At 49.6% G+C, this 26,293-nt stretch carries 24 protein-coding genes; 9 read left to right on the top strand and 15 right to left on the bottom strand.

Going from position 1 to position 26,293, the window contains the following annotated elements; all coding sequences use genetic code 11:
• Nucleotides 1-37: 37 nt before the first annotated feature.
• From EOE67_RS13795 to pdxR, 7 genes are all read right to left on the bottom strand, one after another.
• Nucleotides 38-1,408, bottom strand: a complete 1,371-nt coding sequence (locus EOE67_RS13795; RefSeq protein WP_127699916.1) for a sigma-54-dependent transcriptional regulator — start codon at nt 1,406-1,408, stop codon at nt 38-40.
• A 170-nt stretch (nt 1,409-1,578) separates the two neighbouring features.
• Entirely contained in the window at nt 1,579-4,113 is a 2,535-nt protein-coding gene (locus EOE67_RS13790; protein ID WP_127699914.1) for an ABC transporter permease, read from the bottom strand.
• 1 nt (nt 4,114) lies between these two features.
• On the bottom strand, nt 4,115-4,840 hold the full coding sequence (locus EOE67_RS13785) for an ABC transporter ATP-binding protein (protein WP_127699912.1): 726 nt from the start codon (nt 4,838-4,840) through the stop codon (nt 4,115-4,117).
• A 12-nt stretch (nt 4,841-4,852) separates the two neighbouring features.
• The gene (locus EOE67_RS13780) at nt 4,853-6,091 is read right to left on the bottom strand and encodes an efflux RND transporter periplasmic adaptor subunit (RefSeq protein ID WP_127699910.1); all 1,239 of its coding nucleotides are present in this window, start codon (nt 6,089-6,091) and stop codon (nt 4,853-4,855) included.
• Between the two features lie 220 nt (nt 6,092-6,311).
• Nucleotides 6,312-7,268: a hypothetical protein gene (locus tag EOE67_RS13775; RefSeq protein ID WP_127699908.1), complete on the bottom strand. Its 957-nt coding sequence runs from the start codon at nt 7,266-7,268 to the stop codon at nt 6,312-6,314.
• Between the two features lie 267 nt (nt 7,269-7,535).
• Nucleotides 7,536-8,267, bottom strand: a complete 732-nt coding sequence (locus EOE67_RS13770) for a substrate-binding periplasmic protein (RefSeq protein WP_127699906.1) — start codon at nt 8,265-8,267, stop codon at nt 7,536-7,538.
• A 77-nt stretch (nt 8,268-8,344) separates the two neighbouring features.
• Nucleotides 8,345-9,802, bottom strand: coding sequence for a MocR-like pyridoxine biosynthesis transcription factor PdxR (pdxR, locus tag EOE67_RS13765; protein ID WP_127699904.1), 1,458 nt, complete (start codon nt 9,800-9,802; stop codon nt 8,345-8,347).
• Between the two features lie 115 nt (nt 9,803-9,917).
• On the opposite strand from pdxR, the gene EOE67_RS13760 reads away from it, so the two are divergent.
• From EOE67_RS13760 to EOE67_RS13750, 3 genes are read left to right on the top strand one after another with little or no spacing between them, the layout of a single operon-like run.
• The gene (locus tag EOE67_RS13760; protein WP_240652819.1) at nt 9,918-10,379 is read left to right on the top strand and encodes a GNAT family N-acetyltransferase; all 462 of its coding nucleotides are present in this window, start codon (nt 9,918-9,920) and stop codon (nt 10,377-10,379) included.
• Nucleotides 10,380-10,421: 42 nt separating this feature from the next.
• A complete protein-coding gene (locus EOE67_RS13755; protein ID WP_127699902.1) occupies nt 10,422-11,099 on the top strand; it encodes an FMN-binding negative transcriptional regulator in 678 nt (225 codons plus the stop codon).
• A 49-nt stretch (nt 11,100-11,148) separates the two neighbouring features.
• Nucleotides 11,149-11,727 carry a pyridoxine/pyridoxamine 5'-phosphate oxidase gene (locus EOE67_RS13750; RefSeq protein ID WP_127699900.1) on the top strand — a complete coding sequence of 193 codons (579 nt, stop codon included), beginning with the start codon at nt 11,149-11,151 and terminating at the stop codon, nt 11,725-11,727.
• A 198-nt stretch (nt 11,728-11,925) separates the two neighbouring features.
• Here EOE67_RS13750 and EOE67_RS13745 read toward each other — a convergent pair whose 3' ends face one another.
• From EOE67_RS13745 to EOE67_RS20535, 5 genes are all read right to left on the bottom strand, one after another.
• Complete coding sequence (locus EOE67_RS13745; RefSeq protein WP_127699898.1) at nt 11,926-12,915, bottom strand: alpha/beta fold hydrolase; 990 nt, start codon at nt 12,913-12,915, stop codon at nt 11,926-11,928.
• A 223-nt stretch (nt 12,916-13,138) separates the two neighbouring features.
• A complete protein-coding gene (locus tag EOE67_RS13740) occupies nt 13,139-13,378 on the bottom strand; it encodes a hypothetical protein (RefSeq protein WP_127699896.1) in 240 nt (79 codons plus the stop codon).
• 74 nt (nt 13,379-13,452) lie between these two features.
• Nucleotides 13,453-14,763, bottom strand: a complete 1,311-nt coding sequence (locus tag EOE67_RS13735) for a S8 family serine peptidase (protein ID WP_127699894.1) — start codon at nt 14,761-14,763, stop codon at nt 13,453-13,455.
• A gap of 265 nt (nt 14,764-15,028) precedes the next feature.
• The gene (gene ybaK, locus EOE67_RS13730; protein ID WP_127699892.1) at nt 15,029-15,496 is read right to left on the bottom strand and encodes a Cys-tRNA(Pro) deacylase; all 468 of its coding nucleotides are present in this window, start codon (nt 15,494-15,496) and stop codon (nt 15,029-15,031) included.
• Between the two features lie 50 nt (nt 15,497-15,546).
• Nucleotides 15,547-15,717: a hypothetical protein gene (locus EOE67_RS20535; protein WP_164852337.1), complete on the bottom strand. Its 171-nt coding sequence runs from the start codon at nt 15,715-15,717 to the stop codon at nt 15,547-15,549.
• A 132-nt stretch (nt 15,718-15,849) separates the two neighbouring features.
• On the opposite strand from EOE67_RS20535, the gene EOE67_RS13725 reads away from it, so the two are divergent.
• The 4 genes from EOE67_RS13725 to EOE67_RS13710 all read left to right on the top strand — a co-directional run bounded on the left by EOE67_RS13725 (nt 15,850) and on the right by EOE67_RS13710 (nt 19,748).
• Nucleotides 15,850-16,161: a hypothetical protein gene (locus tag EOE67_RS13725; RefSeq protein WP_127699890.1), complete on the top strand. Its 312-nt coding sequence runs from the start codon at nt 15,850-15,852 to the stop codon at nt 16,159-16,161.
• A gap of 99 nt (nt 16,162-16,260) precedes the next feature.
• Nucleotides 16,261-17,889 (top strand): hypothetical protein, encoded by a 1,629-nt coding sequence (locus EOE67_RS13720; RefSeq protein ID WP_127699888.1) that lies wholly within the window; start codon nt 16,261-16,263, stop codon nt 17,887-17,889.
• A 1-nt stretch (nt 17,890) separates the two neighbouring features.
• Nucleotides 17,891-18,994 carry a JmjC domain-containing protein gene (locus EOE67_RS13715; RefSeq protein ID WP_127699886.1) on the top strand — a complete coding sequence of 368 codons (1,104 nt, stop codon included), beginning with the start codon at nt 17,891-17,893 and terminating at the stop codon, nt 18,992-18,994.
• Between the two features lie 25 nt (nt 18,995-19,019).
• Nucleotides 19,020-19,748 carry a hypothetical protein gene (locus EOE67_RS13710; RefSeq protein WP_127699884.1) on the top strand — a complete coding sequence of 243 codons (729 nt, stop codon included), beginning with the start codon at nt 19,020-19,022 and terminating at the stop codon, nt 19,746-19,748.
• Between the two features lie 263 nt (nt 19,749-20,011).
• Here the strand turns inward: EOE67_RS13710 and EOE67_RS13705 are convergent, their stop codons facing one another.
• The gene (locus tag EOE67_RS13705) at nt 20,012-20,869 is read right to left on the bottom strand and encodes a LysR family transcriptional regulator (protein ID WP_206099600.1); all 858 of its coding nucleotides are present in this window, start codon (nt 20,867-20,869) and stop codon (nt 20,012-20,014) included.
• Nucleotides 20,870-20,993: 124 nt separating this feature from the next.
• Here EOE67_RS13705 and EOE67_RS13700 point away from each other — a divergent pair, with 124 nt between their 5' ends.
• Nucleotides 20,994-22,247, top strand: coding sequence for an MFS transporter (locus EOE67_RS13700; protein WP_127699880.1), 1,254 nt, complete (start codon nt 20,994-20,996; stop codon nt 22,245-22,247).
• A gap of 297 nt (nt 22,248-22,544) precedes the next feature.
• Nucleotides 22,545-24,137: an amidohydrolase gene (locus EOE67_RS13695; RefSeq protein ID WP_206099599.1), complete on the top strand. Its 1,593-nt coding sequence runs from the start codon at nt 22,545-22,547 to the stop codon at nt 24,135-24,137.
• Here EOE67_RS13695 and EOE67_RS13690 read toward each other — a convergent pair.
• A complete protein-coding gene (locus tag EOE67_RS13690; protein ID WP_164852336.1) occupies nt 24,079-25,023 on the bottom strand; it encodes a LysR family transcriptional regulator in 945 nt (314 codons plus the stop codon). The two genes, EOE67_RS13695 and EOE67_RS13690, sit on opposite strands and share 59 nt — an antisense overlap.
• A gap of 462 nt (nt 25,024-25,485) precedes the next feature.
• Nucleotides 25,486-26,274 carry a Crp/Fnr family transcriptional regulator gene (locus EOE67_RS13685; RefSeq protein WP_127699872.1) on the bottom strand — a complete coding sequence of 263 codons (789 nt, stop codon included), beginning with the start codon at nt 26,272-26,274 and terminating at the stop codon, nt 25,486-25,488.
• Nucleotides 26,275-26,293 lie beyond the last annotated feature (19 nt).

The raw sequence follows: 26,293 nt of genomic DNA, 5'->3' as shown, positions 1-26,293 counted from the left end.
GGTTGCGCAGACGCAAATTGTGAATTCTCGAGTCGCATCAAATCTGCTCCAGGTTGATTTGCAGCTTTTCCAGCCGTCGCGCCAGAGCATGGCGGCTGAGTCCCAGCAGTTCGGCAGCACGGCCCAGTTGCTGCTCGCTTTGTTGCAACGCCTGCATAATCAGTCGCTGTTCCATCTGTTGCAAATTGAGATCCAAGGGAGCATCGCTGTGCAGTCCTGCCGGTTGTTGCTTCAGCTGCGCCTGGCTTGGCAGGCCAACATCATCAATCCGGTCGTGCTGACAGAGTAGTACTGCCCGTTCCAACAAATGACTGAGTTCCCGCACATTGCCTGGCCAGTGATAAGCCTGTAATTGCCGGCGTGCCTGGTCGGTCAGGCGAGCCGCCGTTTTACGGTATTTGCGGCTGAACAGCTGGACAAAGTGCTGAGCCAAAGGCGCGATATCGTCGGGTCGTTGCCTCAGCGGCGGCAGCTCCAGCACAAAGGTATTGAGCCGGTACAATAAATCCTGGCGGAACTGTCCTTGTTGGATGAGTGTGGTTAAATCAGCATTGGTGGCGCTGATCAGTCGGACATCGGCCAGCTCGGTGCGGCTGGAACCAAGCACTTCATATTCCCCGTTTTCCAGCACCCGCAATAACTTCGGTTGCAGCACCAGTGGTAAACAGCCAATTTCATCGAGGAACAAACTACCGCCCTCGGCCATGGCAAAACGGCCAATCCGCGCTTGCCTGGCATCGGTAAAGGCGCCTTTTTGATGCCCAAACAGTTCTGCTTCAAACAGCGTTTCTGGGATCGCCGCCATATTCACCGCTACCAATGGCGCCTGGCTGCGGTTGGATAATTGATGGATCCGTCTGGCCAATACCGACTTACCGGTGCCGTTTTCGCCCAGGATCAGAATATTGGCATTGGTGGCAGCGACTTGTTGCACCAACAGTTCCAGCTGTTGCATTGGCCGGCTTTGTGCTATCCAGTCTGCAGCCGGGGTTTGTTGTAATGCGGTTAGCTGGCGGTGTTGTTTGGTCAGCTGTGTTAATTGTTGTTGTTGACGCACCAACGCTAACAATTGCTGGTTATCCCAGGGTTTGGTCAGAAATTGCCAGGCGCCCAGATGCATTGCCTGCACCGCGAGTTCGATACTACCCCAGGCGGTCAGCACCATCACCGGAATTTGTGCCCTCACCAGCTCCGGCAACAATGCCAGACCTTCCCCGCCTGACGTGGTATCGCGGCTGAAATTGAGGTCAAGCAAAATCAGATCCGGTTGTTTTGCGGCAACTGCCTGCTGTACTGCGGCTGGGCTGGCCGCATTGCGGGTGCTGAAACCGGCATCCTGCAGTAATAGCTCCAACGCCAGCCGGATATCCGCATCGTCATCGGCCAGTAAAATATCAAAACGCGACATCAGGGCTCCCTGTGAACCAAAAAATGGTTGCTCATTTGAAGGCTTCCCCCTCTTTAAACAGTTGCGGTATGTTTGCAAAAAGGGGAAGCGCCACCGATTCTACGCAAAACGGTGGCAAAGTCACAATCTGTTTACCTTGAATCGACCTGTGCAGTTCACCACATGTTGCGTTACAACGAACGCAAACTTTGCAGCGGGTCAGCCCGTAATGCCTGACGCACCGGCCACCAGCAGGCCAATGCGGCAATGGTCCACAGACTGACAACTAAACCGGCTTGCCAGCTGAGCGGTAAGGTTTCCAGTTGTGGCCACCAGACTGACAACCTTAGCAACACCTGATTTGAAGCCCATACCGACAGCAGCACCGCCGCGGCCAGCAATGGCAATAACGGCGCCAGCACCAACCAATACAATTGTTTCAGCCGGGCACCGGTTGCCAGACGCACCGCCAGTTCAAAGCGACGTTGATGGCTGTGCAAGCGGCCAATCCCGGCAATGCCTAAGATCGCCAGCAGCAAGGACGTGGCAGTTAACAAACTGATGAGATAGAAGTTGAGTCGTGATTGTTTGGTGTAACCCGCCCATTCTTCTTTTAAGTTAAACCAGCTGATAGCTCCGAAATTTGGCAGCTCCTGTATAGTTTGTTCAACCACAGCGCGGTCTACTGAAAGATCTGCGGCACTGACAATAGCGATGCCGATATCCCCGAATGCTTCTGCGCTTCGCAAAACCTTATACATATTTGCTGTGTTGGAGTATTGTTTAACATCCTGTAAAACCCCCACAATCTGAAAACTGACGTCTTCCTTGGTCAAAGACTGGCCGATTGCCGCCGCCAAATCATCACCGGCAATTTGTTTCGCCAGTTGTTCATTGATTAAAATAGGTTGCAGGTTATTTGCTGCCTCAGCATCGGCAGGCGTCAACCAACGGCCATGGAGTAAGGTCATGCCAAATGCCTGATGGAACGACGGTTCGCTTGCTGAAGTGAGCACCATTCGTTCATTATTCTGTGGTGGGATCACCAGGTTTTCGGCGAAAAATCTCGAGTGAATCGGCAAGCCTGTCGATAATAAAACCTGATGTTGCGGTAATTTTTTTTGCAGCCGTTGCTGCAACTCCAGCCAGGCCTGATGTCGCATTTTCTCCTCGGCAGCTGCTTTTTTGGGGTTAAGTTCTGCGGCTTTACTTGCTGCGACCACGTCATCCAAATCCAGCGACTGTTCGAGATTAAAATATTCGGCATTGCTGAGCCGGTAACCCAGTTTAGTGTAAATACTCTGGTATCCGCTTAAGGTCAGACTGGCTGCTGTCAGCACCAATACCGCCGACAGTCCCAGTTGGCTGAACAACACCGTTTTGGACAAACCTTTATGTTGCTGCATGCCTTTACCGCTACCAGCCAAAACGGGTTGCAACTGATGCTGTAAGGATTTTGGCACTAACGGCCAACTTAAGGCGCTGGTTAAGATGCCGACCACGACCACAAGGACTATCAGATCAACACCGGAAACTTGCAGATGATGGACGATCGGGAACAGGTTACCGGTCAGCGCCGGCAATAATCGCTGCAGCCATAACGCCAGTAAGACGGATAAGCACAAGGCAGGTAAAGTCCAGGCTAAGATCTCCAGATACAACAACCCACGTAAGCGGCCAATGGTACAACCTGCGACCAATTGCAGCGCCATGTCTCTTTGTCTGCTGGTGAATCGACCGGCACATAGGTTGGTCAGGTTGAGCACCGTGATCACCAGCAACACAATAGCGACTGCCAATAACACCAGTGCCAAAGTGGCACTTTCGCCCTGGATCCAGGTTAGATAGGGTTGCTGGCTAATGGCTGGTGTCATATTCATGCCAGAAAACATCGCCTTAAACGCGGTGGTGTCTTTGGAGTTAGTCAACCATTCTCCTACTGCGGCGGTATCAAGAGGCCGCGCGTCCGGGTGGCGATATAACAGCAGGTTGTTTGAACTGCTGGTCAGTTTCATCTTCAAAGGACCGAGATCCTTCAGCTGATAAAAACGCCACAGCTGCAGTGGTTGATTGTTTTTAGCTTGTCGGTGACCGACAAAATGCGCGAGTACCCCACGAATGGTCAGTGTTTCTTCGTCCAATTGCAGGGTTTGGCCAATGATGTTGGGATCACCGGCAAACAGTTGCTGCCATAGTGCTTCTGACAACCAGACTTCATGGCGATTATTGGCTTCGATCGGTGGCTGGCCAAGGATAAGCGGCACCCCAAGGTTGGCCACTGCACCGGCATTGGCTTCGATAGTAATGACGTCATGTTGTTGTGCTAGCTTCAGTTTTCCTGTGCCAAAACCCAAAAAGCTGAATTCGCCTGGGCCTGCCAATGCTTGTTGTATACCAGGCAGCATTTCCTTGCTCATGATATTCATCACGGCAGGACCAATGTCGACTTTTGCTTCAAGCAACTGTATTTGTCCGATTTTATCTATGCCTGGTATCGGTTGTACCAGCAGAGAGCGGCTCAGCGATGCAATGGTTAAAAACAGTGCCAGCATCAATGCCAGCGATAACACAAAGGGCAGGCTTTGCGCCGGCAAACGCAATAAATCGCGGCTGCCCTGCGCAAAAGATTGCCAATATAAAGGATAACAACGCCACCAGACCGGGCGTTCGCGGCGCAAGGAGTTGCTATGGGCAGGTATGTTGCTGGTCATTGGCTGGCTGTCCATGTTACGCCACCTCCCGCATCACACTTGCCACCAATTTGCCATCCAGTAGTTGTAACGAGCGCTGCGCACAGGCGCTGTAACGACTGTCGTGGGTCACCATAATGATGGTGGCGCCAGCGCGGTTTAACTGCGTTAGCAACGCCATCACCGCATCGCCATTTTTACTGTCGAGGTTACCTGTAGGTTCGTCGACCAGCAGCAGATCCGGTTTGCCGACAATAGCCCGCGCTATCGCCACCCGTTGCTGTTGACCGCCGGAGAGTTGTGCCGGGTAAAAACTCAGCCGGTGTGCCATATCCACTTGCTGCAAACTAGCGCTGACTTGCTCGTTCACGACTTTTTCCGGCAAGCCGCGATGGCGTAACGGCAGGGCAACGTTATCAAACACCGTCATGCTGTCGATAAGATTAAAGGCCTGAAACACAAAACCTATATGTTGATTGCGGATTTGCGAACGCTGATCGGTGCCAAGACTTTTAGTTGGCAGTCCAGCCAGCAGATAATCGCCACTGCTATAACCATCCATCAACCCCAGAATATGCAGCAGGCTGGATTTACCACAACCAGAAGGCCCGCTGATGCTGACAAATTCACCTGGCATCACGCTGAAACTAATGTCTTGCAATGCCAGTGTGGCAATCGGCCCCTGACGGAACTCTTTCCCTAAACCACTGACCTGTACCACCGGCTGATTTGTGGCAGCGGTTTGATGTTGTTGCTGTGGCATAAAATGTCCTTGTTATAGTAGTTTGATAGTATCAAATGTTTGATATTGCTCTGGAATATTTAGAATGACCTGCTCGCCAGGCTGCAGACCAGCGGTGATCAGCACTTGTTCGCCGCTGATATCACCCAACTGCACCAGGCGCTTTTCGGCACTGGATACACTGGTTTTTACAAACAGCTGCTGACTTTGGTTAGGCATGAACTGTTGTGAGCCCGGGGGTTGTTCGAGGTAAATTGCTTCAGGGAGTTGTTGCAGCGAGACTTTGGTACGTAGCCTTTGTGCCGGACGGGCGCTAGCCGGCAGTGGCTCAAGAATTTCCACCTCTGCCGCCACCATACCTTCAACCACCATCGCTTCGAGGCGGCTGATTTGTCCCCGGACGATGGTGCCTGCTAAGTCCAACTCAACTTCGCTGCCAGCTTTAACCGCGGCGGCATATTTTTCAGCCAGATAAATTCTGGCGTTGAGCTGGTGTTGACTGCCAATGCGTGCGAGGGGCGCGCCGACAGTCAGGCTCTGACCAATTTCGACATCCAGCTGCTGCACAATACCGCTGATCCCGGCTTTGACGGTGAGTTGTTGCTGCTGGCTCTGCAGTAAGCGAAATTCACTGTCGAGTTGGCTCAACTCTAGTTGTTGTTGTTCTTGTTGTGCTTGTTGCATCTGACTAAATTGACTAAAACGTGCTTGGGCATTTTGTAGTGACTGCTCGGTTTGGTTCTTTTTCAGTCGGGTGCGGCGCAACTCAATTTTTGATACCACACCGCGTTTTTCCAGCTCCAGATGTACGTCCAGTTCCAATGTTGCTTCAGCAAGCGCGGCTTCACGTTCGGCCCGCAAATCCTGTTGTAGTAATAAATCTTGCTGTTGTTGGGCGGTAAAAGCGGCAATCACCGCCTGTTTTTGCTGATAGGCTCTGGCAGCACCCTGAACTTGTTGATCCAGTTGTGGATTAGCCAGTTGTAGCAACACTGAATCAGCTTCGACAGGACTGCCCGGACGTAACAAAACTGCGGTTACCGTAGCGGGGACAGTAGTGGTTAACAGCAATTGTTGTTTGCTGAACAGTTCGCCACTGCTGATGCTGGTCAGCTGTAGTGGGCCTTGTTGCACTGTTGTCAATTGCAGGTCTGTGATGGCCATTGTGGGTTGATATGGCAGCAACAGCCAGCCAGCCGGTAACACCAGTAGCAAAGGCCAGAATTTCAGTAAACGGCGGTAACGGGATGCCGGGGCCAACACAATATCCATAATCACAACATGTTGATGGTTTGATGTCAGGCTATAGAAAGTTCTATGCCATAAATTAAAAGCATTTAACTTCAATTGGTTAGGGTTTTTTGGTGTGGGTATTTATCGCTGCGGGCGCGAAAAAAAGCGCGAATTCAAACGGCAGGCTCGATTTCGCGCAAACTGGGAAGGGGTGTTCGACGGCGATATTTTTTCAATGCCGATCAGGGATAAATGCCGCTTAAGCCACTTGTTTCTCAGCCAAGTGCAGTTCCATGGTGGCTTTGAGTAAGCGGAATAAGCGGATCGAAGCGTCGATTTCTTCGCGGCGGTTGGTCAGGCTTTCGACGTTCAGACCGAGCGGAATATCTAAATTGGCGCAGTGCAGCAGAATTTGTTGCAGGTTATCGCGGCAGATTTTAATCGATTCATTTAATGGATTGGCGGCATCCAGAATGCGGTATTTGCTGGCTTGTGGCACTGAAATGCCCAGCCAGTGCATAAATTCCAACGTTTGTTCGCCGCCACATGGCGTGAAGGTCAGAATAATCCGTTGTGGTGTCAGATTCTGCTGTTTGCAGCTGCGGACATAACTGGTGATTAAATCGATGGTGGCCTGCGCGTTATACACGGCTTGTGAGATAAAAAACTGGCAGCCCTGGCGCGACTTTTCAATCAACCGTTCGTGTTCGTTACCTTTGCTGGCATGGCGTTCGGCAATGGCCACGCCCCCTAAATAAAACTTGGCCGGGTGTTCGGCCAGTTGCTGATAAGCGTCCGGCAGGCTGAGTTTAATGGTGCCGTTGGAAGAAGGGCTTCCCACCAATACCAGATTATCAAGCTGGAAATCTGCTTTGGTTTCGCTGAGCCACTGGTTAAATTCGCTGGCGTCACGCTGCGCCACACTTTTGTATGTGATGACGTCACGCTTGGCTTGCTGGCGTAAAATCTGACCGTAAACCCTTGGATCTAAAGTGCTTTGAAATGGGAAAGGCCGGTCTTCGCTGACGCGGCTGCTTTCGTCCTGAATGTCATAGACCACCAGACCGTCGTATTCCACTTCGTTTAGCCGTGCCAGCAGTTTTTTAGCGATCCGCACGGTTTTATCGATAGCCGTGTCCGCTTTAGGCGGCGTCGTGCCAATCAGATACACACCTTGATTTGGATCGGTAATTTTTTGCTGTAACGATAACGCCATGATCTGTACACCTGTATACCCGTCATCCTTGAAGATTCGGGGTTGTTGTCTTCGCTCGATCGCCCCAGTCACATAGGACAACTATGCTCCTGGGGTCGCTCTCCCTCGTCGCCTACCCGAATCTTCAATGATTTTGGGTATAAACTTGATACGGCTAAGTATACAGATGTTTGGATGGCTGGCCATCCATATTTAAATGAATTTTTTCGATAAGCCCAATAAAGATCTTTCAACTGGACTGCTGAAAGTCTGTAAACCGAGCTGCGGTTATAAAGGATAAGGCCGTGTTTCTTGCAAAGTTTGCAGCGCTTTTTCATAAGGCGGTAATAACTCTACCGCGCTTTTTTTCGAAAATACCGTATAAATTTCAATAGTTTCATTCGGCACCGGCAGCATTTTAAGCTGTGTTTCCCAGCCATTTTTTTGCAGCAGATAACGAACCGACAGTTGATCCGGACTAAAAAAAGCGTTGATCCGGCCCTGTACCAGCATGTTCAGACCACGCTCGCCGATTTGGTCACCACTGATTGGCACTTGCTGGCCTTTGATGGTTTTGACAAATTCCGAATGGTAACCGCCGGGCCACAGGCCTAGTTGCAAGGTTGGATCTTGTTGCAAAGTCGCGATACTAAACGGATTGTCGGCGCGAACCACCAGTACCGGCGTGGCGGTGAACATGGGCCATTTCGGATACACAAACATCTGCTGACGGGCCGAATTTTTGGCCAGCAGCAAAATGGCATCCAGCTGATGTTGCTCCAGCATCTGCAGCAACCGTGGTAGCGGTACATGCAGATATTCCGGCTGGCGCTGCATCAGTTTGGCAATTTGATCAAAATAAACAATGGCCGGGCTAGGGGTTTGCTTCGAAGCAAAAATATGCGGCGGAATATCAAAATAGCCAATTTTTAGTTTGGGTTGTGCGAGGCAGGCAAAGGGCAACAACCACAGCACAAGCAATAGCTTGATAGCAGTGAAGTTCCGGCAAATCGATATCAATGTGTGTTCCTTGTGGTGGCGTCTGTAAGCAAGTGGGTTTGTTAACGCTATTGTTCGTTCACTATAGCCACAGTTGGCTAGGGTAGGCGAGTGAATGTGGCAATCAGCTGCAAGCCACGCTCTAATTCGGCGTGGCTCAGGTTAGCGATGCCGATCACCAAGCCTTTGGTTTTTTCGTCATTAAACTGATATTTCGACAAAGGTGCTGGTGCATAACCTTGCGCTGCCAGTTGTTGTAGCAAGCGCGGGCCATCAAACGACGGCTGCATGTCATCTGGACACAGCAGCACCAAATGTAATCCTGCATGCATCGCGCGTAATTGCCAGCCGGGTAAATACTGCGCCGCCAATTGTTGCGCCAGCTGTTGTTTCTGCTGATACAGTTTGCGCATTTTGCGCAGGTGCCGGCTGAAATGGCCTTCGCTGATAAAATCGGCCAGTGCAGCCTGGGTTAACAGCTGCACATCACCGTGGATCGCCTGGACGATATCGGCGGCTCGTCGGATCAATGCTGCCGGCGCCACCAGGTAACCGAGCCGCAGCGCCGGTTGCATGGTTTTACTAAAACTGCCGACAAAAATCACCCCTTCGCCCTGGGCCAGCCCTTGCAAACTGGCGATAGGTCGGTGTTTAAACTGGAATTCGCTGTCGTAATCATCTTCCACCAGCCAGCATCCTTGCTGGCGCGCCCACTGTAAAATCGCTAGCCGCTGCGGTAACGGCATAATGCCGCCCATCGGGTATTGATGGCCCGGCGTCAGAAACAAGGCTTTGCAGTCGTGGTGATGGTTCAGTTCCTCGGCAGCGACACCTTCTGGCCCGGCCGCGTTTAGGTAGTTAATCTGTAAATCCTGCAACTGTAGCGCCTGGCGCAACCGGCCATAACCCGGCGATTCCATCAGCACCTGGTCGCCGCGCGCCGCCACCAACATTGCTGCGACATAAAGCCCTTGCTGCGCACCGGCGGTGATGAGAATTTGGTTCTCGTTGCAGTGCACTTGCCGCGATTGTTGCAAATACAGACACAGCGCCTGACGCAGCGGCAAATAACCCAGCACATCACCACCAACGCCGAGCTTGGGTCGATCGGCATGACGTTGTAACAAGCGTTGCCAGATGCGATAGGGAAATGCTGCCAGATCCGGCACGCCGGGTTCGAGTAAACCGGTTTTGTATGGTGTTGCAGCTTGGCTTGGGACATAGGTACTGGCGGGCGTTGGCTGGCGTGGCCCAATTGATAATTGATGGCTGTCCTGAAATGCATGCGCCTGGAAAAATTGGTCCGGCAGCTGGGTGATGATGCAATAACCCCGACCGGCTTGGCCTTGCAAATACCCTTCAGCCACCAGCTGCGCCAATGCTGCATTCACCGTATTGCGGCTTAACCCCAGTTCGCTCGCCAACACCCGGCTCGATGGTAGCAAAGCGCCGCTGGGCCAGAGTCCACTGAGTAACGGCTGGCGCAGCGCCTGATACAACTGCCGCTGTAAACTGCCTTCGCCGTTTAAGATGATGCTGTCTGGTTCTATTTTCATTACTGGATCCATCAATTTGACAAAACTGGTGCTTTTTATAGAGCCAATTGCCTTTTAAGCTGCATTTGAACAGTCATTCAGCGCCAGCGCAAGAGCTGGCTTTGCAGGAGTTTTTATGGAAAGTTTTACCAGGCCCTCGATTAATAGCCATTCTTTTACCCTCAACAACGGTTTAACGCTGTTGATCCAAACCGAAAGCTGGCAGCCAGCCATGCTCGATGAATATCTGGCGCTGTATCACTCGTCCGGGATCAAGCGGCCACTCGCCGACAAAGCGCGGATGGCGCAACTGTTTGCCGGTGCCAACCTGACACTGAGCGCCCGTATTGACGGTAAGCTGGTTGGGCTGGCACGGTGTTTAACCGATGGCGCTTTTGTTTGTTACATTTCCGATTTACTGGTCGCCGGTGATTTGCAGCAGCAGGGCATAGGCCGGTTATTGTTGCAAGCCGTCGCGGACACCACCGGGCCGCAGGTGCAGCAGTTACTGTTAAGCGCGCCGAGTGCGATGGAGTATTATCCAAAAGTCGGTTTTAGCGCGATCAATAACGCTTTTTCGGTGCAACGTGCGCAATGAGTGTGGCATTCCTGAACGTCATGAGCGTACCAGAGGTTTGAAATGGTCCCAACTTACACACCCGCTCATTTTTCGCTGACGGATCCCAGGCTTATCAGGCAATTTTTGCAGCAGCATTATTTTGGCTTGTTATTGACGGCAGATTTGCAGTTAAGTGCATTGCCGTTGTGGTTTGACTGGGATTCGCCATCTGCGCTGACCGGCACTCTGTATTGCCATCTGGCGCGGCAAAACCCGCAGCTGGCGGCGCTGGAACAGGCGATGCAACAAGGTGACAGCGTCAAAGTGGTGGTGCAGGGCCCGCATGCTTATGTTGCGGCCGAGTGTTATCGCGAGCAACCGCAGGTCGCGACCTGGAATTACAGTCTGGTTGAAATCAGCGGCAGCCTGCGGTTGCTGGATCAAAGTGCGACTTTGGCGTTGGTGCGCAAGCAACAGGCTGCGGCGAGCCGGGCTTTGCCGCAAGCAGTGCAAGACAGCTTTGTGGATCGGCCAGTTGCGGTTCAAGCGGAGCGGTCGAACAATCGCTCCTACGAAAAACAGCTGTCGGCGGCTATTGTTGGCTTGGCTATTAACATCGAAACGCTGCACGCGAAAATGAAGTTGTCGCAGAATAAAAAGCAGGCTGCGCGCGAGGATGTGCTGCAGTTTTTACAACAAACCGAGCAGCCGCAAACCGTCTGGCAACTGATGCTGGCGCAGGGACTGATTGCGGTGTAAAGCGTCTATTTTTCCAGTACCTTGTGTCACCTGGATGAGACTGAAATGTATGGACAATCCAATATCGAAATTTAAACATTGGTGGCAAGAAGCATTGGTCGAAAGTCCTCTGCAACAACACAGTGCGGTGTGTATTTCAACCATTGATGAGCATGGTTTTCCGGCAGGTAGGTTTGTCGATTTAAAGTCGGTCAGTGACGATGGTTTTGTGTTTTGCAGCTATCTGGATTCGGCAAAAGGCCAGCAAATCGCGCACAATCCAAAAATTGCTATGACTATTTGGTGGGATCATGTGGGCTATCAAGTCCGTGTTATTGGTACCGCTCAGCTGATCACCACTGCGCAAGCGGATGGTTTTTGGCAAAGCCGAAGCAGAAGTGCCCAACTCGTGACCACGGCTTTTGCGCAAAGTGCACCATTAGCGGCGGAACGCGATTTAGTCACAAAGCTGCAGCAAGCATCAACCGGGCTTGCTGATCAAGCTATTGCCCGGCCCGATAACTGGGGTGGTTATTGTATTAAGCCTGTGGCAATTGAATTCCTGACATTCCGGGACAGCCGGTTGCATCTGCGGGAGTTATTTAAGGACCAGGGCGAAGGCTGGACTAAGCAACTACTTCAGCCGTAATTGCTGTCACAAATTACTGAATTTGCATTTGCGGACACATTAGGTACAAATTTGAACCTAATATTCCGCGCACCTAACGCGGTGAGTGTCGCCCTACGCAAGCCTATGAATTTATGACCAAAAAGTAGGGCGGACTCGGCCGAAGGCTAGTCCGCCGTTGGGTTACAACATTTCAACTCGGCGTGCAGGTCGCTTTGATCAGGCTTTCAGAAAGGTAAATAATGCCCGGTAGTATTGGTCAGGTTGGTCCAGCCAGCCATAGTGGGCACAGTCTTTGAGAATTTCCAGCTGGGCATTGGGGAAGCTATTTTGGGTCTTTTTGGCGGTGTCGATACTGATAATGTCCTGGTCACCTTGCAACACCAGCACCGGCTGCTGAAATGTGGCAAAACTTTGTTTGTGATCAAATTTAATCCGCGCCATATCGGCAAATACCAACTGATTCAACTGCATATTCACCACTTTTAACCGCGCTGCGACCAAATGCGCTTTGCTTTGATCCAGCACATAAGCCTGCGCCAGAATATTCACCCGCTTTTCATTGGTGGCGGCGCTTTTATCGCCAGCCGCTTGCTTCAGCTGATAAGCCTTCATTTCGGCCTGTTGTTTGATGCTCAGTTTTTGGTTGATGCGCGGTTGAATATCAGCGACAAAGTCCAGATCGAGGCCACCCGACGATGAAAATACCAGTTTTTCCACCTGCGCCGGATGTTGGCTGGCGTAATGCGCTGCCAACATGCCACCAAAAGAATGTCCTAAAATAGTCCATTGTTTTAATTTAAGTTTTTTCCGGATTTTTTCCATATCAGCCACCATCAGATCCATGCTGACCGTGCGGTTATCAATAGAGGGCAATGGCGAACGCCCGGTGCCACGCTGATCAAACAAAATCGTCTGAAAACCTTCCGCCGCTATCGCTTTGGCGACTGTGGCAAAACCTTCACTATCCAGCCCAGGCCCGCCGTTGATAATCAGCACCGGTTTCCCTTCACCAAAGGTTTGGTAATAAATGCCATCGGCCATACCTTCGGCGGCATAGGCGGGCGTGATGATGCTCAGCACGGCCGTCAGCAACAAAATGATCCGGTGCGGGCGGCTGTGTTGGCGAACGCTGTTCGCCTGGATGGGCTTCGCCAGCCAGTTGAATAGAGTTGTGGTTTGGGACATTCGAGCAAAAGAAAACGACATGGCGGGCTCCGGTTTAGCTGTACAGCTTAAAAAATTGCACGGGTTTGAACATGCAGTGGCCTGCCCTATGCGAGGGCGGGTGGCAAAAGCTAACAGGTTCCGGGAGATATGTAATGACTCTGGCTGTGACTGCTTTGTAACAAGATTTGTTCGAGCGGGAATTGCCTACAAGCCAGCTGTAGGAGTCTGTTCAATAGTATTTCAGGTGCAGTGGATGTTGGGATTACCAGACACCTGAATCAGCCTCGGTATCAAGCTGGACTGGAAAGTCTGCGGCAATGTCCAGAACACCATCAACGGCGCGCAATGCACTTAACTGACTTTCCGCAGCTGAACCTGTGACACAGCCCACTTCGGCGAGCACCGAATGGACAGCCAAGCCTCTTGTTTCAAGTTGCCGGACGACCTGTGCAATTGATTTTTCATGATCGATAGTGACAATCCACAGTTGTTCGTTTGACATAAGTAGCACCTCTGAAAGTGGCCTCCCGCATGCAGGAGGCCAGATAAAAGCTCCAACGATCCGTTACATCTTGGTTATTTTGGAGCCAGAACTAATCCTGCACCAACCTTAGTCGCAGGATAGGGTAATCGCATTGCTGTTAATTGTAACTGCCGCCACAGATTCATGCCACGAAAAGCCGGATTAGTCTGTGCCCACAAAGCCGCACAACCGGCAACATGAGGTGCCGCCATACTGGTACCACTAATGGTTTTGTAGCGGGTTGGCCGTGGCCACGATGAAAACACATCCCGGCCGGGCCCTGCGATATCAATCTTGCCGAAATCGGAATAGCTCGATGGTATCAGACTCGGATCCAATGAAGCTACAGCCATAATAGTCGGCGAGTTGGCTGGCGCACCGGTATTGGAAGCCGAATTCCCCGCCGCCGCAACGATTAGTAAACCATTTCGTAAAGCAGCGGCGCCAGCATTGGTATACGCCGCCTGAACCGGACTTGGGCTACCCAATGACATTGAAATCACTTCACATCTGTTGGCAATTGCCCAGTTCATGCCAGCCAATACACTGGCACTGGAACCACTGCCTGAATTGGATAATACTTTGCCAACATATATTTTGCTGTTAAACCCTATGCCATACCTTGGTGTCGAACCCGCAGGTGCCTTAGGGCCACAGGCGGTGCCGACACAATGGGTGCCATGACCATGCAGATCCTGAACCGGCTGACCGACAAAGGTCTGGGTGACGAAACTTCGCCCAACAAAATCCGGGTGTCCCAAATCCATACCGGTATCCAACACCGCGACTTTGATCCCAGAGCCTGAGCGGGTGCTTGGCGGTACTTTGCAACGGGTTAAACCCCAGGTTGTCCCCAGCACTTCAATATCCAGTTGTTCATCCGGAGCCGGAGCCTGGGGCTGAGATTCAAGATCTTTGGCAATAGCAGTGGCGGCACTGATAAAACCACGTAGATATTCAGAACTATCCGCAAAGGCAAAATATTCAGGTTCCACCACCTGAACTGAGTTTTGTTCCTGCAAAGTACTAAAATTACTGATCCCATGGTTTTGTAAGGCATCCCCACTGACCAGCGCTACATCTAACTCTGGGAACACCATGACTTCAGCATCTCCGGCATCCTCCAGGATCACGGCCTGATCTGCATAATCACGGGCATCCGCCATTCGAAAGTGTTGGGTTTTCAGCGATTGAATCCCTTCATCTAACATGCCTTCCCGATAACTAATCAGGTAGCGACCCGTTTCCAGGCTGTCATCGCCACGATCCAGAGCGTCGAGTAGCAGCTGTTCGATATTGGAAGATATAGCGGAACTTACTTGATTGTGCGTTACGTTACTACCTCGTCTTTTGTCATTAGCCATGGTCAATCTCCTTATGACTGGTGCTGACGGTCTCGGATGCGTTTATCTGGCAGCAGAGTCAAAACGGTGAATAACAGCTTCAAGGATTGTTGATCTCAGTGCTGGCAGACAAACACGATTGGCTACCGGGCCTACCCTGACAATAGAGGGACACTGGCAGCTCCGGGCAAAGATAGCCGGTGATCCGGCTGGTCGCCAGAGCGCGGAAATGGATTAATTTGTACTTAAAACATCGAAGTTAAGAATTATTTGCTACAAGCTGCGGCTACTGGGCTAATCCCACAAAACTCGCACCAAGCAACAGTTGCAATTGCTCGGGCGCTATCGCAATTTCCAGCCCACGACGACCGGCGCTGACATAAATCAGCGGTAAATGTTCGGCGCTTTGATCAATAAAAGTGCGCAGGCGTTTTTTCTGACCCAGCGGGCTGACACCACCCAAGACATAACCGGTACTGCGCTCAACGGCTGCGGGCGCGGCCATCGCGGCTTTTTTGCTACCTGCGGCTTTGGCCAGTTGTTTTAAGTCCAATTGATGGCTCACCGGCAGTATTGCCACGACCAGCTCTGCGGGTTCAAGTTGCAGCACCAAAGTTTTAAACACCAGCTTTGGGTCTAATTGCAGCTTTTCGGCCGCCTCCAAACCATAAGACGAACTATGGCTATCATGTTGATAACTAAGTACCTGAAACAGGAAATTTCGTTTTTTAAGCAGTTCGATGGCGGGTGTCATGCTGATTTCCGTGGTGGCAGATTTTCATGTACTCAAACTAGAAACCCAGTTTAATCAAAGATCAGCTGTTGTTGCAAAAAGCGGATAAAAGCGCTGATCCGCCCCGATAACGCGGAATGTCGATAGTAGACCGCCTGCACGTTTTCGCGGAATTTGCGGACAGCCACATACTTAAAGCTACGATCCGGCGCCCGGCCGCTGATGCGGATGATTACAACCATGCAAAAACCAGTAGTTAAGTTACCAGATTTAACTAAATAAGAAAATAACGGGCTGTAAATGTTGGTGGTAGTTGTTTGTATTCGCATTATTTGGGTGATAAGGTTAATTATTGTTAATTAAAAGGAGGGTTTATGAACAACATTTCGAAAGGCGTTTTGGCGACAGTCTGCTTAACGGGCAATTTCACTATTGAACGGATTGATATTGAGCTAAATCCAGATGACTCGCTGGCTAGCATTAACCATCAGTTTGGTTTTGGGTTGACTAGGGCGTTTGCAGACCCGAGTCAGGATGGAGACGCAAGGTTGGAGTGTATGGATCAGGCAGATACTGACTACCAAGATTGTATGGCTTTGGCCAATGGATTTATTGATACCGTCATATCATATTTCCAATGTTCGAGTGCACGCAGTGACGCTTATAGAAAATGTGACAGATTATAAAATAACAACAAGGATAGGGGGAGTTTCTCCCCCCAAAAAACAATGAAGATATCTATTACACACGTTTTATGTATGGCTCTCATTGCAGGCGCGTTGTACATGTTTATTCGTTCCAGTGACAACAGCAGTGCAGAGCATATTGCGCCAATTGAGACGAAAAATACTTTGCAACAGGCTTCGGCCGGTACTGAGATCGAAGTTAAGTCAGCAACGTCAAACTTAGCTGAAATGAAACAATGTGGCCCCAATATGAAATATTTACTCACAAAATTTCAACAAGAGATTTCTGCTAACAATAAAAATATATTTCACCTGGCTGAGCATGCTGCAGTAAGTCAGGTGGTAAAAGAAAATTATCTCGAATCTACAGGAAGTTTTTTGTCCATCAGCGAATTTCGTTCTGTATTACCTCAGTTTAATCGCAGCGTCGCTGAGTTTCCGGGAAAAGTTATGGAACCGGTCGATTTGATTAAATTCACGAGATTGATTTCAGATCAGGATCTGAGTGGTTTATCCAGCTATTTGTCAGACAATCCTGAGCTGATAAATAAAACTATAAATGATAGAACAATGTTGGCTTTTGCACTCGCAAATGTAAAAAAAGAGATAGATACTCTGAATACTATTAACGTTTTGATTAAGCAAGGATTTAAACCGTCAGTGATGGATCTGGTCACAGCGATAGATGCTGGAAAATCTTTTCAATTAATCGATGAAATTTCTGGTTATATTAAATCTGAACTCTCAGTTGAATTTAATATTGACGGTGTTTCATATAATTTAGTCACTTATAGTGCTTATAAAAAACTTTATGATTATTCTTTGCATTTTTACCAAGTACATGGTGTCGGTCTAAGCTTGATAGATGGCTATAATGTTCTTGATTTTGTTAACTTTGAAGAAAATGAAAACACAATGTCATCACAAGAGTTAGTCTCATTGGCAGCTCAGTATGAACTTGCTCCAGCCCGAGCCAGCAGACTAGCGGCTTATCTCGAGTATGTGAAAACTAACTTTCGACCGGAAATTTTTGAAATGTTATCTGAACAATATTTGGTAAGTAAAAAAGATAATGTTGAGCTCCTGTCGGGTAAGTTAGATCCTCAGCGACTAACGAAATTGCAAGGCCTCATTGAAAAAAACAGCTCTATTTATCAGCAGCTAAGGATGCTTAAAAGCGAAGCTGACACGTGCATTCCCACGACAGCACAACAACAGGCTCAAGTGAAAGAAAGTACCAGTTCTGCCAACATCAATCATACAGAACAAAACAAAGCCAGCTTTTTATTTGATGGATCTTTGTCACAGGCTGAAAAAATGTTTAAGGCAGCGCTGTTGATCTCGGATGATGACCTGGCAGACGTTGCCGCGGTTAGAACAGCTTTTGATTTGATTATTCAGGGAGACACGGATAAAGGTTTATTTTCACTAGACCAATATTTGGATGGGCGCTCTGCTTCTGATAAGTCGAAAGTGTATTCTTCTTTGTTAACTCAATGCGTTATAAAAATGAGATCTGGCGGCGTGATTCAGCAATTAATGCTTCGTGGTGCGAATATGCATGAAAAGGCCATATTTATGTTCATTAATAATAATAATGTGGATGCCATCGAAATTTACAAAAAACATCATGATATTAAATACGCAAGATCCGTACAAGGATTGACTCCGTTGGAAGCCGCTATAAAAAGAAAATCCGATGCTGATTTAATTTCAAGGCTGCAGTAACATGAATTTAACTGGCAAGATAGAAAATAAAAATTACGAATGTTTAAAGGCAGTAGTCGATAGTTCACATTTATCTAAACGATCCTTGCTCTATAAAAGTGTACTAAATGAAATTGACTATAACTGGAAGTTATTTGATAACGCATTGTTCTGCCTATCAGGTTTTGAAGATTTAAGTATTTACAGCAAAGAAAAACTGACAGAAAGTGACTACATTGAGACTTACTTTAATTTTGGTGCTTATAGGAAAAGAATAGTACCTCATAAGCTTAGTCAGCTTATTCAGGATGGCGCATCTGTTGTATTAAATAAAATGCAGAACAAATGTTCTATTATCAGCGATATCTGCCAGATGTTTTCTAAATATACTGGCTGCCTGACCAATGCAAACAGTTATGCAGCAAGAGGAGGCTGCGGAACTTTTAATATGCATTGGGATAGCCACGATGTCTATGCCGTCCAGCTCATTGGGAAAAAACGTTGGAAAATATATCCGCCAACGTTCATCGACCCGTTGCCGCACCAGAAAAGTAAGAACTATCCTGAACGTCCGACCGAACCTTGCTTGGATATCATACTTGAAGCAGGCGATATTCTATATATACCAAGAGGCTGGTGGCATGATGCAATTCCGCTGGATAATCAGGACACATTTCACATAGCAATAGGGGTATTTCCAAATACGGTGTTGGATTTCCTGAGCTGGGTGTTGGCAAACAAAATGGCAGATCATGTATCTGTCAGAGACTACATTGAGGGGAGCGAACAAAAAAGTTTGCTGCATTCGTTGTCTATTTTTTCTGAAATATCGTCATCAGAGCTAGTATTTCGACAATTCTGCGAAGAGCACACGAAGCATATCCGATATAAAACCAGAATAAATACAACGGCATTTTTTGTAGATGATGTAGAGATGAATAACCTAAAATTTAATGGTGTGTTTCGTAGCCAATTCAATGACGCGTATATAGTCAATGGTGTTACATTTGAAACGGGGCCCGATTTTCAGGAGGTTTTCCGGGAGAATGTTGAGAATCATAATCCTACACAACCAGTCGACAAAACGCTAATAAAGAATCTCATTTCTTTTGGTATTATTTCTTAGTATATGGTGTTTAAAGGCGATGTTTATGAAAACGGTTATTGTATTATTTTTTTTATTTAGTACGGTATGCCATGCGCATATAAAATGGGCAACCGCTGAACTGAGAGAAAATGGAATGATCCAGTTGACGCTGTCAGAATCAATGGTTCCTTTTCTGGTGGAGCGTCGGTTTATGTCTGGCGATATCAAACTGCGGTACGGCATCAATATTCAGGATGCTTCTTCAAATATTCTGCAGAAAGAAAACACTGAAACGTCGACCCAAGTGGTGCTCAAGGCTGAGGCGCGAATGGCAACAATTCTGCTGGAGCCTGTCCCGGTGGTTAAAAGGCCCAAGTTTGACAAACTTTCCGGACGTCAGCTGCCCGGCAGAGTTGAATTCAGCAGATTGAGCATTGTAATGGACAATGTTACGCCAACGGAAGATCAAAAACCTTCAGACATGTTTCTGGACGTGATGCCAATATTGAATAAGAAAAAATTGGCCAAGGTAAAAGAAAAATACTCAATTCAGGTGTATCGGGATGGAAAAGCGATGGCCCCATCTAGTCTGTTCATCTATAGCGCAACAGACAATGCTTTTATTACTGATTACCGAGTGAATAAAGACGGTATTGTCGAGTTTACGCCATCGTCCGCCGGGAAATATCTGTTTCAGGCCGATGAGCTAGTTTTTTCACCAGGAACCACTGGCGTTAAAGGCATTGCCCATAAGCATCTATTTTCCTCGTTGATTTTTACGGTTCGTGAGTGACAGGAGAATCAACTCGACAGCTCTAAGTAAAACGTCGGCAATCACCGGCGTTTTACCTGAATGGCAATAGTGTGGTTTGATTTAACCACCAGCTTTTCCCGCTGCGGCCAAAGTACAATTGAAGAGGAGACAATTGAAGCCACCTACCAAAAAAAAACGAAATTTCAACAACCAGCAGTTGCGTTTTTTAAGCAGTTCGATGGCGGGTGTCATGGTTGCTTCCGTGGTGGCAGATTTTCATGTACTCAAACTAAAAACTTAGTTTAATCAAAGATCAGCTGTTGTTGCAAAAAGCGGATAAAAGCGCTGATCCGCCCCGATAACGCGGAATGTCGATAATACACCGCCTGCACGTTTTCGCGCGGATGGGGGCTTTGCAGCTGACCCGGTAGCACTTCAATCAGTTCTCCGGATTGACGCTGTGGCGCCGTCATAAAATCTGACAATAAGGCAATACCATGATGCTGCAAACACAGCTGCAACAGGGTTTCGCCACTGCTGGCGGCCAGTGTTGGGGTGATGATTTGGGGTGGCAATAATGGCCAATGATTTAGTCTGCTGTGTTCAGCAAAACCTAATAACTGATGCTGTGCCAGCTGCTCAGGGCGCTGTGGTGTTCCGAATTTTTGCAGATAACCAGCACTTGCCAGCAGTCGCAGTTTGCTTTTTCCAAGCAAGGTTGCATGTAAATTCGAGTCCTGCAGCGCGCCAATGCGGATCGCAACATCGGTTCTTTTTTCAATTAAATCAATAAAGTTCTCGCTGGAAATCAGTTCCAGCGTCATCTTTGGATACAAGGCGCGGAATTTTGCCATCAGCGGGACTAACTGATGCAGGATAAAAGGGCTGGCGGCATCGACCCGCAATAAGCCAGATGGCGCACTTTGCTGCAGGTTCAGTTGCTCTTCGGCCAACGCCAGTTGTTGCAGCGCCGGGCGCACTTGTTCAATAAACAGCTGCCCATCGGCGGTGGCTTCCACCCGCCGCGTCGTGCGGTGAAACAAGCTCACCTGCAACGACGTTTCCAACCGTTGAATAGCACGGGTGACTTTGGCCACCGGCACATTCAGCTGACCAGCCGCCGCGGTAAAGCTGCCACTGTCGAACACCGCTAGTAACATTTCGAGATCTGCAGTTTGCGATATTATTATCATAAGTGAAAAAGTGTTTTGTTGATTGCGCTATTTTTTGAAATAGTAGCAAGCGTCATACTGCGCGGCAATTCATTCTAGTCAGGAGATTGTTATGCCACTCGCTTTATGGGCGCTGACACTCAGCGCGTTCGCCATCGGCACCACCGAATTTGTGATTGTCGGCTTGTTGCCCACCTTAGCCCGGGATCTGGGCGTGTCGTTACCTTCGGCCGGTTTACTGGTCAGTTTATATGCACTCGGCGTTGCCATTGGTGCGCCGGTGTTGACTGCACTCACCGCCCGTTTTCCACGAAAAACCGTGTTGTTGGGACTGATGGCGCTGTTTATCGCCGGCAATCTGCTGGCCTGGTTGGCACCTGGTTATCAAAGCCTGATTGCAGCGCGGATCTTAACCGGTCTGGCGCACGGGGTGTTTTTCTCGATTGGTTCGACCATCGCGACCGGTTTGGTTAGTAAAGATAAAGAAGCCAGCGCCATCGCCTTGATGTTCACCGGGCTGACCGTGGCGTTGGTGACCGGGGTGCCGCTCGGCACCTGGATTGGTCAGATGTTTGGCTGGCGGGCGACGTTCCTGATTGTGTCGGTGCTCGGCATGGTCGCACTGATTGGCAGTGCTTTATTGGTGCCATCAAATCTAAAACAAGCCACAACCGCGCCGCTACGCAAGCAACTGCAGGTGCTGACTGAACCGCGGTTATTGTTGGTGTATGCGATGACGGCCGTCGGTTATGGCGGAACTTTTGTCGCTTTTACTTACCTTGCGCCGATTTTGCAGCAAATCAGTGGTTTTGAAGCCGGTGCGATTAGTTTGATTTTATTGGTGTACGGCGTGTCGGTGGCGGTGGGAAATATCTGGGGTGGCAAGCTCGCCGACAAAGCCGGGCCGGTGACGGCGCTCAGTTATATTTTCGCGGCATTAGCGCTGGTGCTGTTGATCTTTACCTTCACTGCCGGCAACCCAATCACCGCCGTACTGACCGTTTTAGTCTGGGGTGCCTTTGCGTTTGGCAATGTGCCGGGGCTGCAGGTGTATGTGGTTAAACTTGCTGAAAAATACACCCCGGATGCGGTTGATGTGGCTTCGGGTTTAAATATCGCCGCTTTTAACGTCGGCATTGCCGCCGGCGCTGTGGTCGGTGGGCTGATTGTCGAAGAAATGAGTTTGCTGGATACCCCCTGGATTGGCGGATTGATCGTGCTGGGGGCGTTGGCGCTGACCCGTTGGTCCGGGCGTTTGGATCAACAGGCTGGCTACCCACTGGCGGATGGTGCGAGTCAAGAGCCCACCACACTTGCTGGCTCACGCCAACAGCATCTGCCGATAGCAACCCCAATTGACATGTGACTTCAATTTGCATGATCTGAGACTTCAGGTAGTGAGTTCTGTTGAGTCAATTACCTCGGTCTCTCTTCCTGTTTGCTGCAGTGGACATCATCGTTTTGCTATCTCTTTAATGTGATAGTGACTAACTTTTATCGTCAGTTTTTTTTGGTATCGTGCAGTCACCTGAAGCAGATAGAGACCACTCAGATGAAATTAAGTTATTTACCCTTATTGATCGCAAGTAGCCTTTTTATCAGTTGCAAAGCAGCTGATGCCAATGAGAAAGATCAAAATGTGGCTGGACACTCAGCTGTAGTGTTGACGAATGCAGTCATTTATCAGCACGACAACGCCGACACATTGGTAGTACAAGGCACCCAAATCACCTTTATTGGTAAAGCTGCTGAAGCACGGAAAAAATATCCCAACCTGCGCAACTGGCAGGATTTGGAAAAGGCGTTTATTGGCCCTGGTTTTATCGATAATCACAACCACGTGTTTGAAGCCGATGCAGAAATTGGTGGTGATTGCGATTTATCTGATACCCACAATGTGCGTGGTTATGAGCAAGCGCTGCAGCAATGTGGCCGGGAATTAGCGCTGGAACCAAACGACTGGCTGATGGGTTATGGTCATGAATTAGCCGAATTATTAAAGATTTCAGACGAATCCCCACTCGCATTGCTGGACCGGTTGTTTCCGGATAATCCGGTGGTGCTGATGGAACAAACTTCTCATTCAATGTGGGTCAACAGCAAAGCATTACAGCAGGCGGGGATCAATCAGCATTCCACCGATCCGCAGGGGGGCCGCATGCTGCGGGAAACTGACGGCAGTCTGAGTGGAATTTTACTGGACAATGCCGGAGATCGACTATTTGAAATGGCCTGGAAGCAACAACCAGATCTGAAAAATGCACACAAACGTGGTCTGCAAAAAGGTCTGCGCCAGTTAGCAGAAAATGGCATAACCACAGTGGGTGATGGCCGTTTGTATTGGAAGCGCGGTTGGCTGGAGACGTGGCAAGAGCTGGAGAAGCAAAAACAATTAACAGCACGGGTCAGCATCAGACCCTGGATTTATCCGGCTGATCCGGCAGCGCCACAACTGGAATTTTTCCGCAAAGTCTATCAGCCCGACACCAGCCGCTTGCTGGTGATTCATCAAGTGAAGCTGTATAGCGACGGTTTACTGCAAAACGGCACGGCCCGGCTGTTACAGCCATATCGCCAGACCATTAATCCGGACCTGCCAACAGGCCTGGATTATATTGGCCCAGATCAGCTGCAATGGTGGCTGGTGCAGCTGGATGATATTGGTTATGGCGCCCATATTCATGCCATCGGTGATGGCGGTACCCGTCAGGCACTGGATGCCGTAGCGCATGCCCGTGCGGAAGGCTCGACCCGGCTTTATGGTTTAACTCATCTTGAGTTAGTACAGATCGACGATCTAGCACGTTTTAAGGCATTGGGTGTGGATGCTGATGTGCAAATCGGTAACGAAGGGGTGCTACACGCGGACCACCGCTGGGCGGAGCCTTGGTTAGGTCATGAGCGGGCTGTGCAGCTCATGCCGGTCGGTGCTTTGCGTGCGGCAGGCGCGAATCTGACATTGAGCAGTGACTGGAATGTCAACGATTTGAATCCGTTAATCAGTATCGCTAACGCGCTGGAATTAAAGGGCCAGCAATTCCCAGACACCGAAAGTGCTATTGATGCTTATACGATTAATGCCGCCAAAGCCTTGGGGCTTGAGGGGCAAACAGGTTCGCTGACGGTCGGAAAAGCCGCTGATTTGGTGGTGATTGATCAGGATATCAGCCGGGCAAAACCTGCCCGGATCCGCCAGGCTAAATTCCTGTTGACGATGATGAACGGCCAAGTGGTGTATCAGAGTGCAGATTACTAAGCGTTTGTTGTACCAGCGCTAACCAGCAGCCAACCAATTGATGGTGCTGGCCGCCCAATGGCCAGCGCAATTCCAATCTGCGGCGGATTGGTGACAATTCAAAACTCAGTGGTAACGGTACGAGCATGCCTTGTTGAAGATCGTTTTGTATCAGAATGCGGGGCAGCAAAGCGATACTATCGGTGTTCAATAATACGGTGCGTAGCGTACTAAAATCATCGATCAAGCTGAAATGGCCACTGTAGCCGCTTTCTTCCAGCTGTTGCTGGTGATCCGTAGCGCAGATCAATTCACGAAACGGCGCTAAATCAGCCGGACTCACCTTATGTTGCGCTGCGAGCGGGTGGCCGGCACGTGCCACCATCACTTCATCATAATGGCCGACCCGGCAATAGTCGTAACGACTGTTATGCAGTTCGACGCTTTCGTGCAGCAACACCATGTCAAACTCTCTATTCAGCAAGCCTTCCATCAGCAAGGACTCATTTTTCGTACAAAGGTGGATTTGCACCTGAGGCTGTTGCTGGATAAAACTGACAATAGCCTCGGTTAAGATGGGCTGCGGAATATGCAGGGCAACGCCAACCTTGAGTACCAGTATCTGGTGTTGCTGCAATGCACTCGCCGCCGCCTGCAAGCGGCCAGACTGGGCCAACGTATGCTGGGCCAAAGGCAGCAAAGTTGCGCCTGCCGCGCTTAATTGCAAACTATTGCCACTGCGGCTAAAGAGTTCGATCGCAAGCTCAGCTTCCAGCTCCTGCACCCAGCTGCTGACTTGAGACTGGCGTTTGCCTAGCGCACGTGCTGCCGCAGAAACGGAGCCTAATTCAGCACTTAAGACAAACGCCTGCAGGTAATGTAACGTCAGGGTATTCAAAGATTGCATCGGATTTAACCACCGGGAACCAGGATTGGTTGCGCAAGCAGTATTGTGTACATATAGCCAGCTTTGGTCAAACGAGGCAGTACGATCAAAGAGATAGACCCTGAGGTATATACCCGTCATCCTTGAAGATTCGGGGTTGTTGGCCGCCTTCGCTCACCTCAGTCGCATAGGACAACTATGCTCCTGGGGATTCGCTCACTTGCCGCCTACCCGAATCTTCAATGATTTTGGGTATAGTTTCAAAAGTCTTTTGTCGGATGGCCCGCTTCGCGTTTATCCGACCTAGGTTCAAAATGGTCTTAATCTATTGTTTTAATTGATCTATTGTCTAAAAATAAATCGTAGGGCGCTACTCGCCGCGTCAGCGGCAGTACGCCGGATAGCTATTTGACGCTTGCAAGCATCGTCTTTTATCGAACCGCCACAGCAGTGCACAACCTTGCATTTGCCACCCCGCAAAACTTACTGCGTTTTTAACACCACCACCGGAATATCTTCCGGGTTTTTAATCAGCTGGCGTTGTGGCAGGTAAGTTAACAGGATTGCGGTTTCCTTTTTCACCACTTCATAGCATTCGCAGCTTAAGTGTTCCAGTTGGTCGCGGTCGATGACTTTGATCAGGCCGCGGGAGTATGAGATGACGCCCAGTTGTTGCAGTTTTAATGCGGCCTGGGTGACGCCTTCGCGGCGGACGCCGAGCATGTGGCCGATAAATTCCTGGGTCATGGTTAAGTGGTTGTGAGACAAACGGTCCATCGACAGCAGCAACCAGCGGCACAGTTGTTGGTCGATGGAATGATGGCGGTTGCAGACGGCGGTTTGCGCCACCTGGGTAATTAACGCTTGGGTGTAACGCAGCATCAGCAGCAATAACTGGCCGTGACGGTTAAATTCTTCTTTGACCTGTGGCCGGGGCAGGCGATAGGCGTAACCGGCGCTTTGTACCACTGAGCGGCTAGGGGTACTTTCACCGCCCATAAATAACGTAATGCCGAGCAACCCCTCATTCCCGACCACCAGAATAGCGGTGGAGGCGCCGTTTTCCATCACGTACTGCAGCGAAACGATTGAATCGGTTGGAAAATACACATGGCTCATGCTGGTGCCGGATTCATACATCAGCGCCCGCAGCGGTAAATGCACCAGCTCCAGATGCGGAAATAACCGGCTTTGGACGTCGGGCGATAACGCGGCCAGTAAGTGATTCTGCTGAGGATTCGGCTGTGGCTTGGCGGGTGATCGTGGGGACATATCTGTGCTCAACAATTAG

The sequence above is a fragment of the Rheinheimera riviphila genome, from assembly GCF_004005945.1.
GTDB classification, from domain to species: domain Bacteria; phylum Pseudomonadota; class Gammaproteobacteria; order Enterobacterales; family Alteromonadaceae; genus Pararheinheimera; species Pararheinheimera riviphila.
The sequence above is the reverse complement of the archived record's forward strand: the minus strand, read 5'-3'. Positions and strand labels throughout refer to the sequence as shown.

What these genes read in the sequence shown, in the direction of transcription:
- EOE67_RS13775 (WP_127699908.1), bottom strand. Translation starts at nt 7,268, where the DNA reads ATGGCGTTATCGTTACAGCAAAAAATTACCGATCCAAATCAAGGTGTG.
- EOE67_RS13685 (WP_127699872.1), bottom strand. Translation starts at nt 26,274, where the DNA reads ATGTCCCCACGATCACCCGCCAAGCCACAGCCGAATCCTCAGCAGAAT.
- EOE67_RS13690 (WP_164852336.1), bottom strand. Translation starts at nt 25,023, where the DNA reads ATGCAATCTTTGAATACCCTGACGTTACATTACCTGCAGGCGTTTGTC.
- EOE67_RS13750 (WP_127699900.1), top strand. Translation starts at nt 11,149, where the DNA reads ATGGACAATCCAATATCGAAATTTAAACATTGGTGGCAAGAAGCATTG.
- EOE67_RS13745 (WP_127699898.1), bottom strand. Translation starts at nt 12,915, where the DNA reads ATGTCGTTTTCTTTTGCTCGAATGTCCCAAACCACAACTCTATTCAAC.
- EOE67_RS13715 (WP_127699886.1), top strand. Translation starts at nt 17,891, where the DNA reads ATGAATTTAACTGGCAAGATAGAAAATAAAAATTACGAATGTTTAAAG.
- pdxR (WP_127699904.1), bottom strand. Translation starts at nt 9,802, where the DNA reads ATGAAAATAGAACCAGACAGCATCATCTTAAACGGCGAAGGCAGTTTA.
- EOE67_RS13725 (WP_127699890.1), top strand. Translation starts at nt 15,850, where the DNA reads ATGAACAACATTTCGAAAGGCGTTTTGGCGACAGTCTGCTTAACGGGC.
- EOE67_RS13720 (WP_127699888.1), top strand. Translation starts at nt 16,261, where the DNA reads ATGTTTATTCGTTCCAGTGACAACAGCAGTGCAGAGCATATTGCGCCA.
- EOE67_RS13760 (WP_240652819.1), top strand. Translation starts at nt 9,918, where the DNA reads ATGGAAAGTTTTACCAGGCCCTCGATTAATAGCCATTCTTTTACCCTC.
- ybaK (WP_127699892.1), bottom strand. Translation starts at nt 15,496, where the DNA reads ATGACACCCGCCATCGAACTGCTTAAAAAACGAAATTTCCTGTTTCAG.
- EOE67_RS13755 (WP_127699902.1), top strand. Translation starts at nt 10,422, where the DNA reads ATGGTCCCAACTTACACACCCGCTCATTTTTCGCTGACGGATCCCAGG.
- EOE67_RS13780 (WP_127699910.1), bottom strand. Translation starts at nt 6,091, where the DNA reads ATGGATATTGTGTTGGCCCCGGCATCCCGTTACCGCCGTTTACTGAAA.
- EOE67_RS13795 (WP_127699916.1), bottom strand. Translation starts at nt 1,408, where the DNA reads ATGTCGCGTTTTGATATTTTACTGGCCGATGACGATGCGGATATCCGG.
- EOE67_RS20535 (WP_164852337.1), bottom strand. Translation starts at nt 15,717, where the DNA reads ATGGTTGTAATCATCCGCATCAGCGGCCGGGCGCCGGATCGTAGCTTT.
- EOE67_RS13740 (WP_127699896.1), bottom strand. Translation starts at nt 13,378, where the DNA reads ATGTCAAACGAACAACTGTGGATTGTCACTATCGATCATGAAAAATCA.
- EOE67_RS13710 (WP_127699884.1), top strand. Translation starts at nt 19,020, where the DNA reads ATGAAAACGGTTATTGTATTATTTTTTTTATTTAGTACGGTATGCCAT.
- EOE67_RS13735 (WP_127699894.1), bottom strand. Translation starts at nt 14,763, where the DNA reads ATGGCTAATGACAAAAGACGAGGTAGTAACGTAACGCACAATCAAGTA.
- EOE67_RS13700 (WP_127699880.1), top strand. Translation starts at nt 20,994, where the DNA reads ATGCCACTCGCTTTATGGGCGCTGACACTCAGCGCGTTCGCCATCGGC.
- EOE67_RS13785 (WP_127699912.1), bottom strand. Translation starts at nt 4,840, where the DNA reads ATGCCACAGCAACAACATCAAACCGCTGCCACAAATCAGCCGGTGGTA.
- EOE67_RS13705 (WP_206099600.1), bottom strand. Translation starts at nt 20,869, where the DNA reads ATGTTACTAGCGGTGTTCGACAGTGGCAGCTTTACCGCGGCGGCTGGT.
- EOE67_RS13790 (WP_127699914.1), bottom strand. Translation starts at nt 4,113, where the DNA reads ATGGACAGCCAGCCAATGACCAGCAACATACCTGCCCATAGCAACTCC.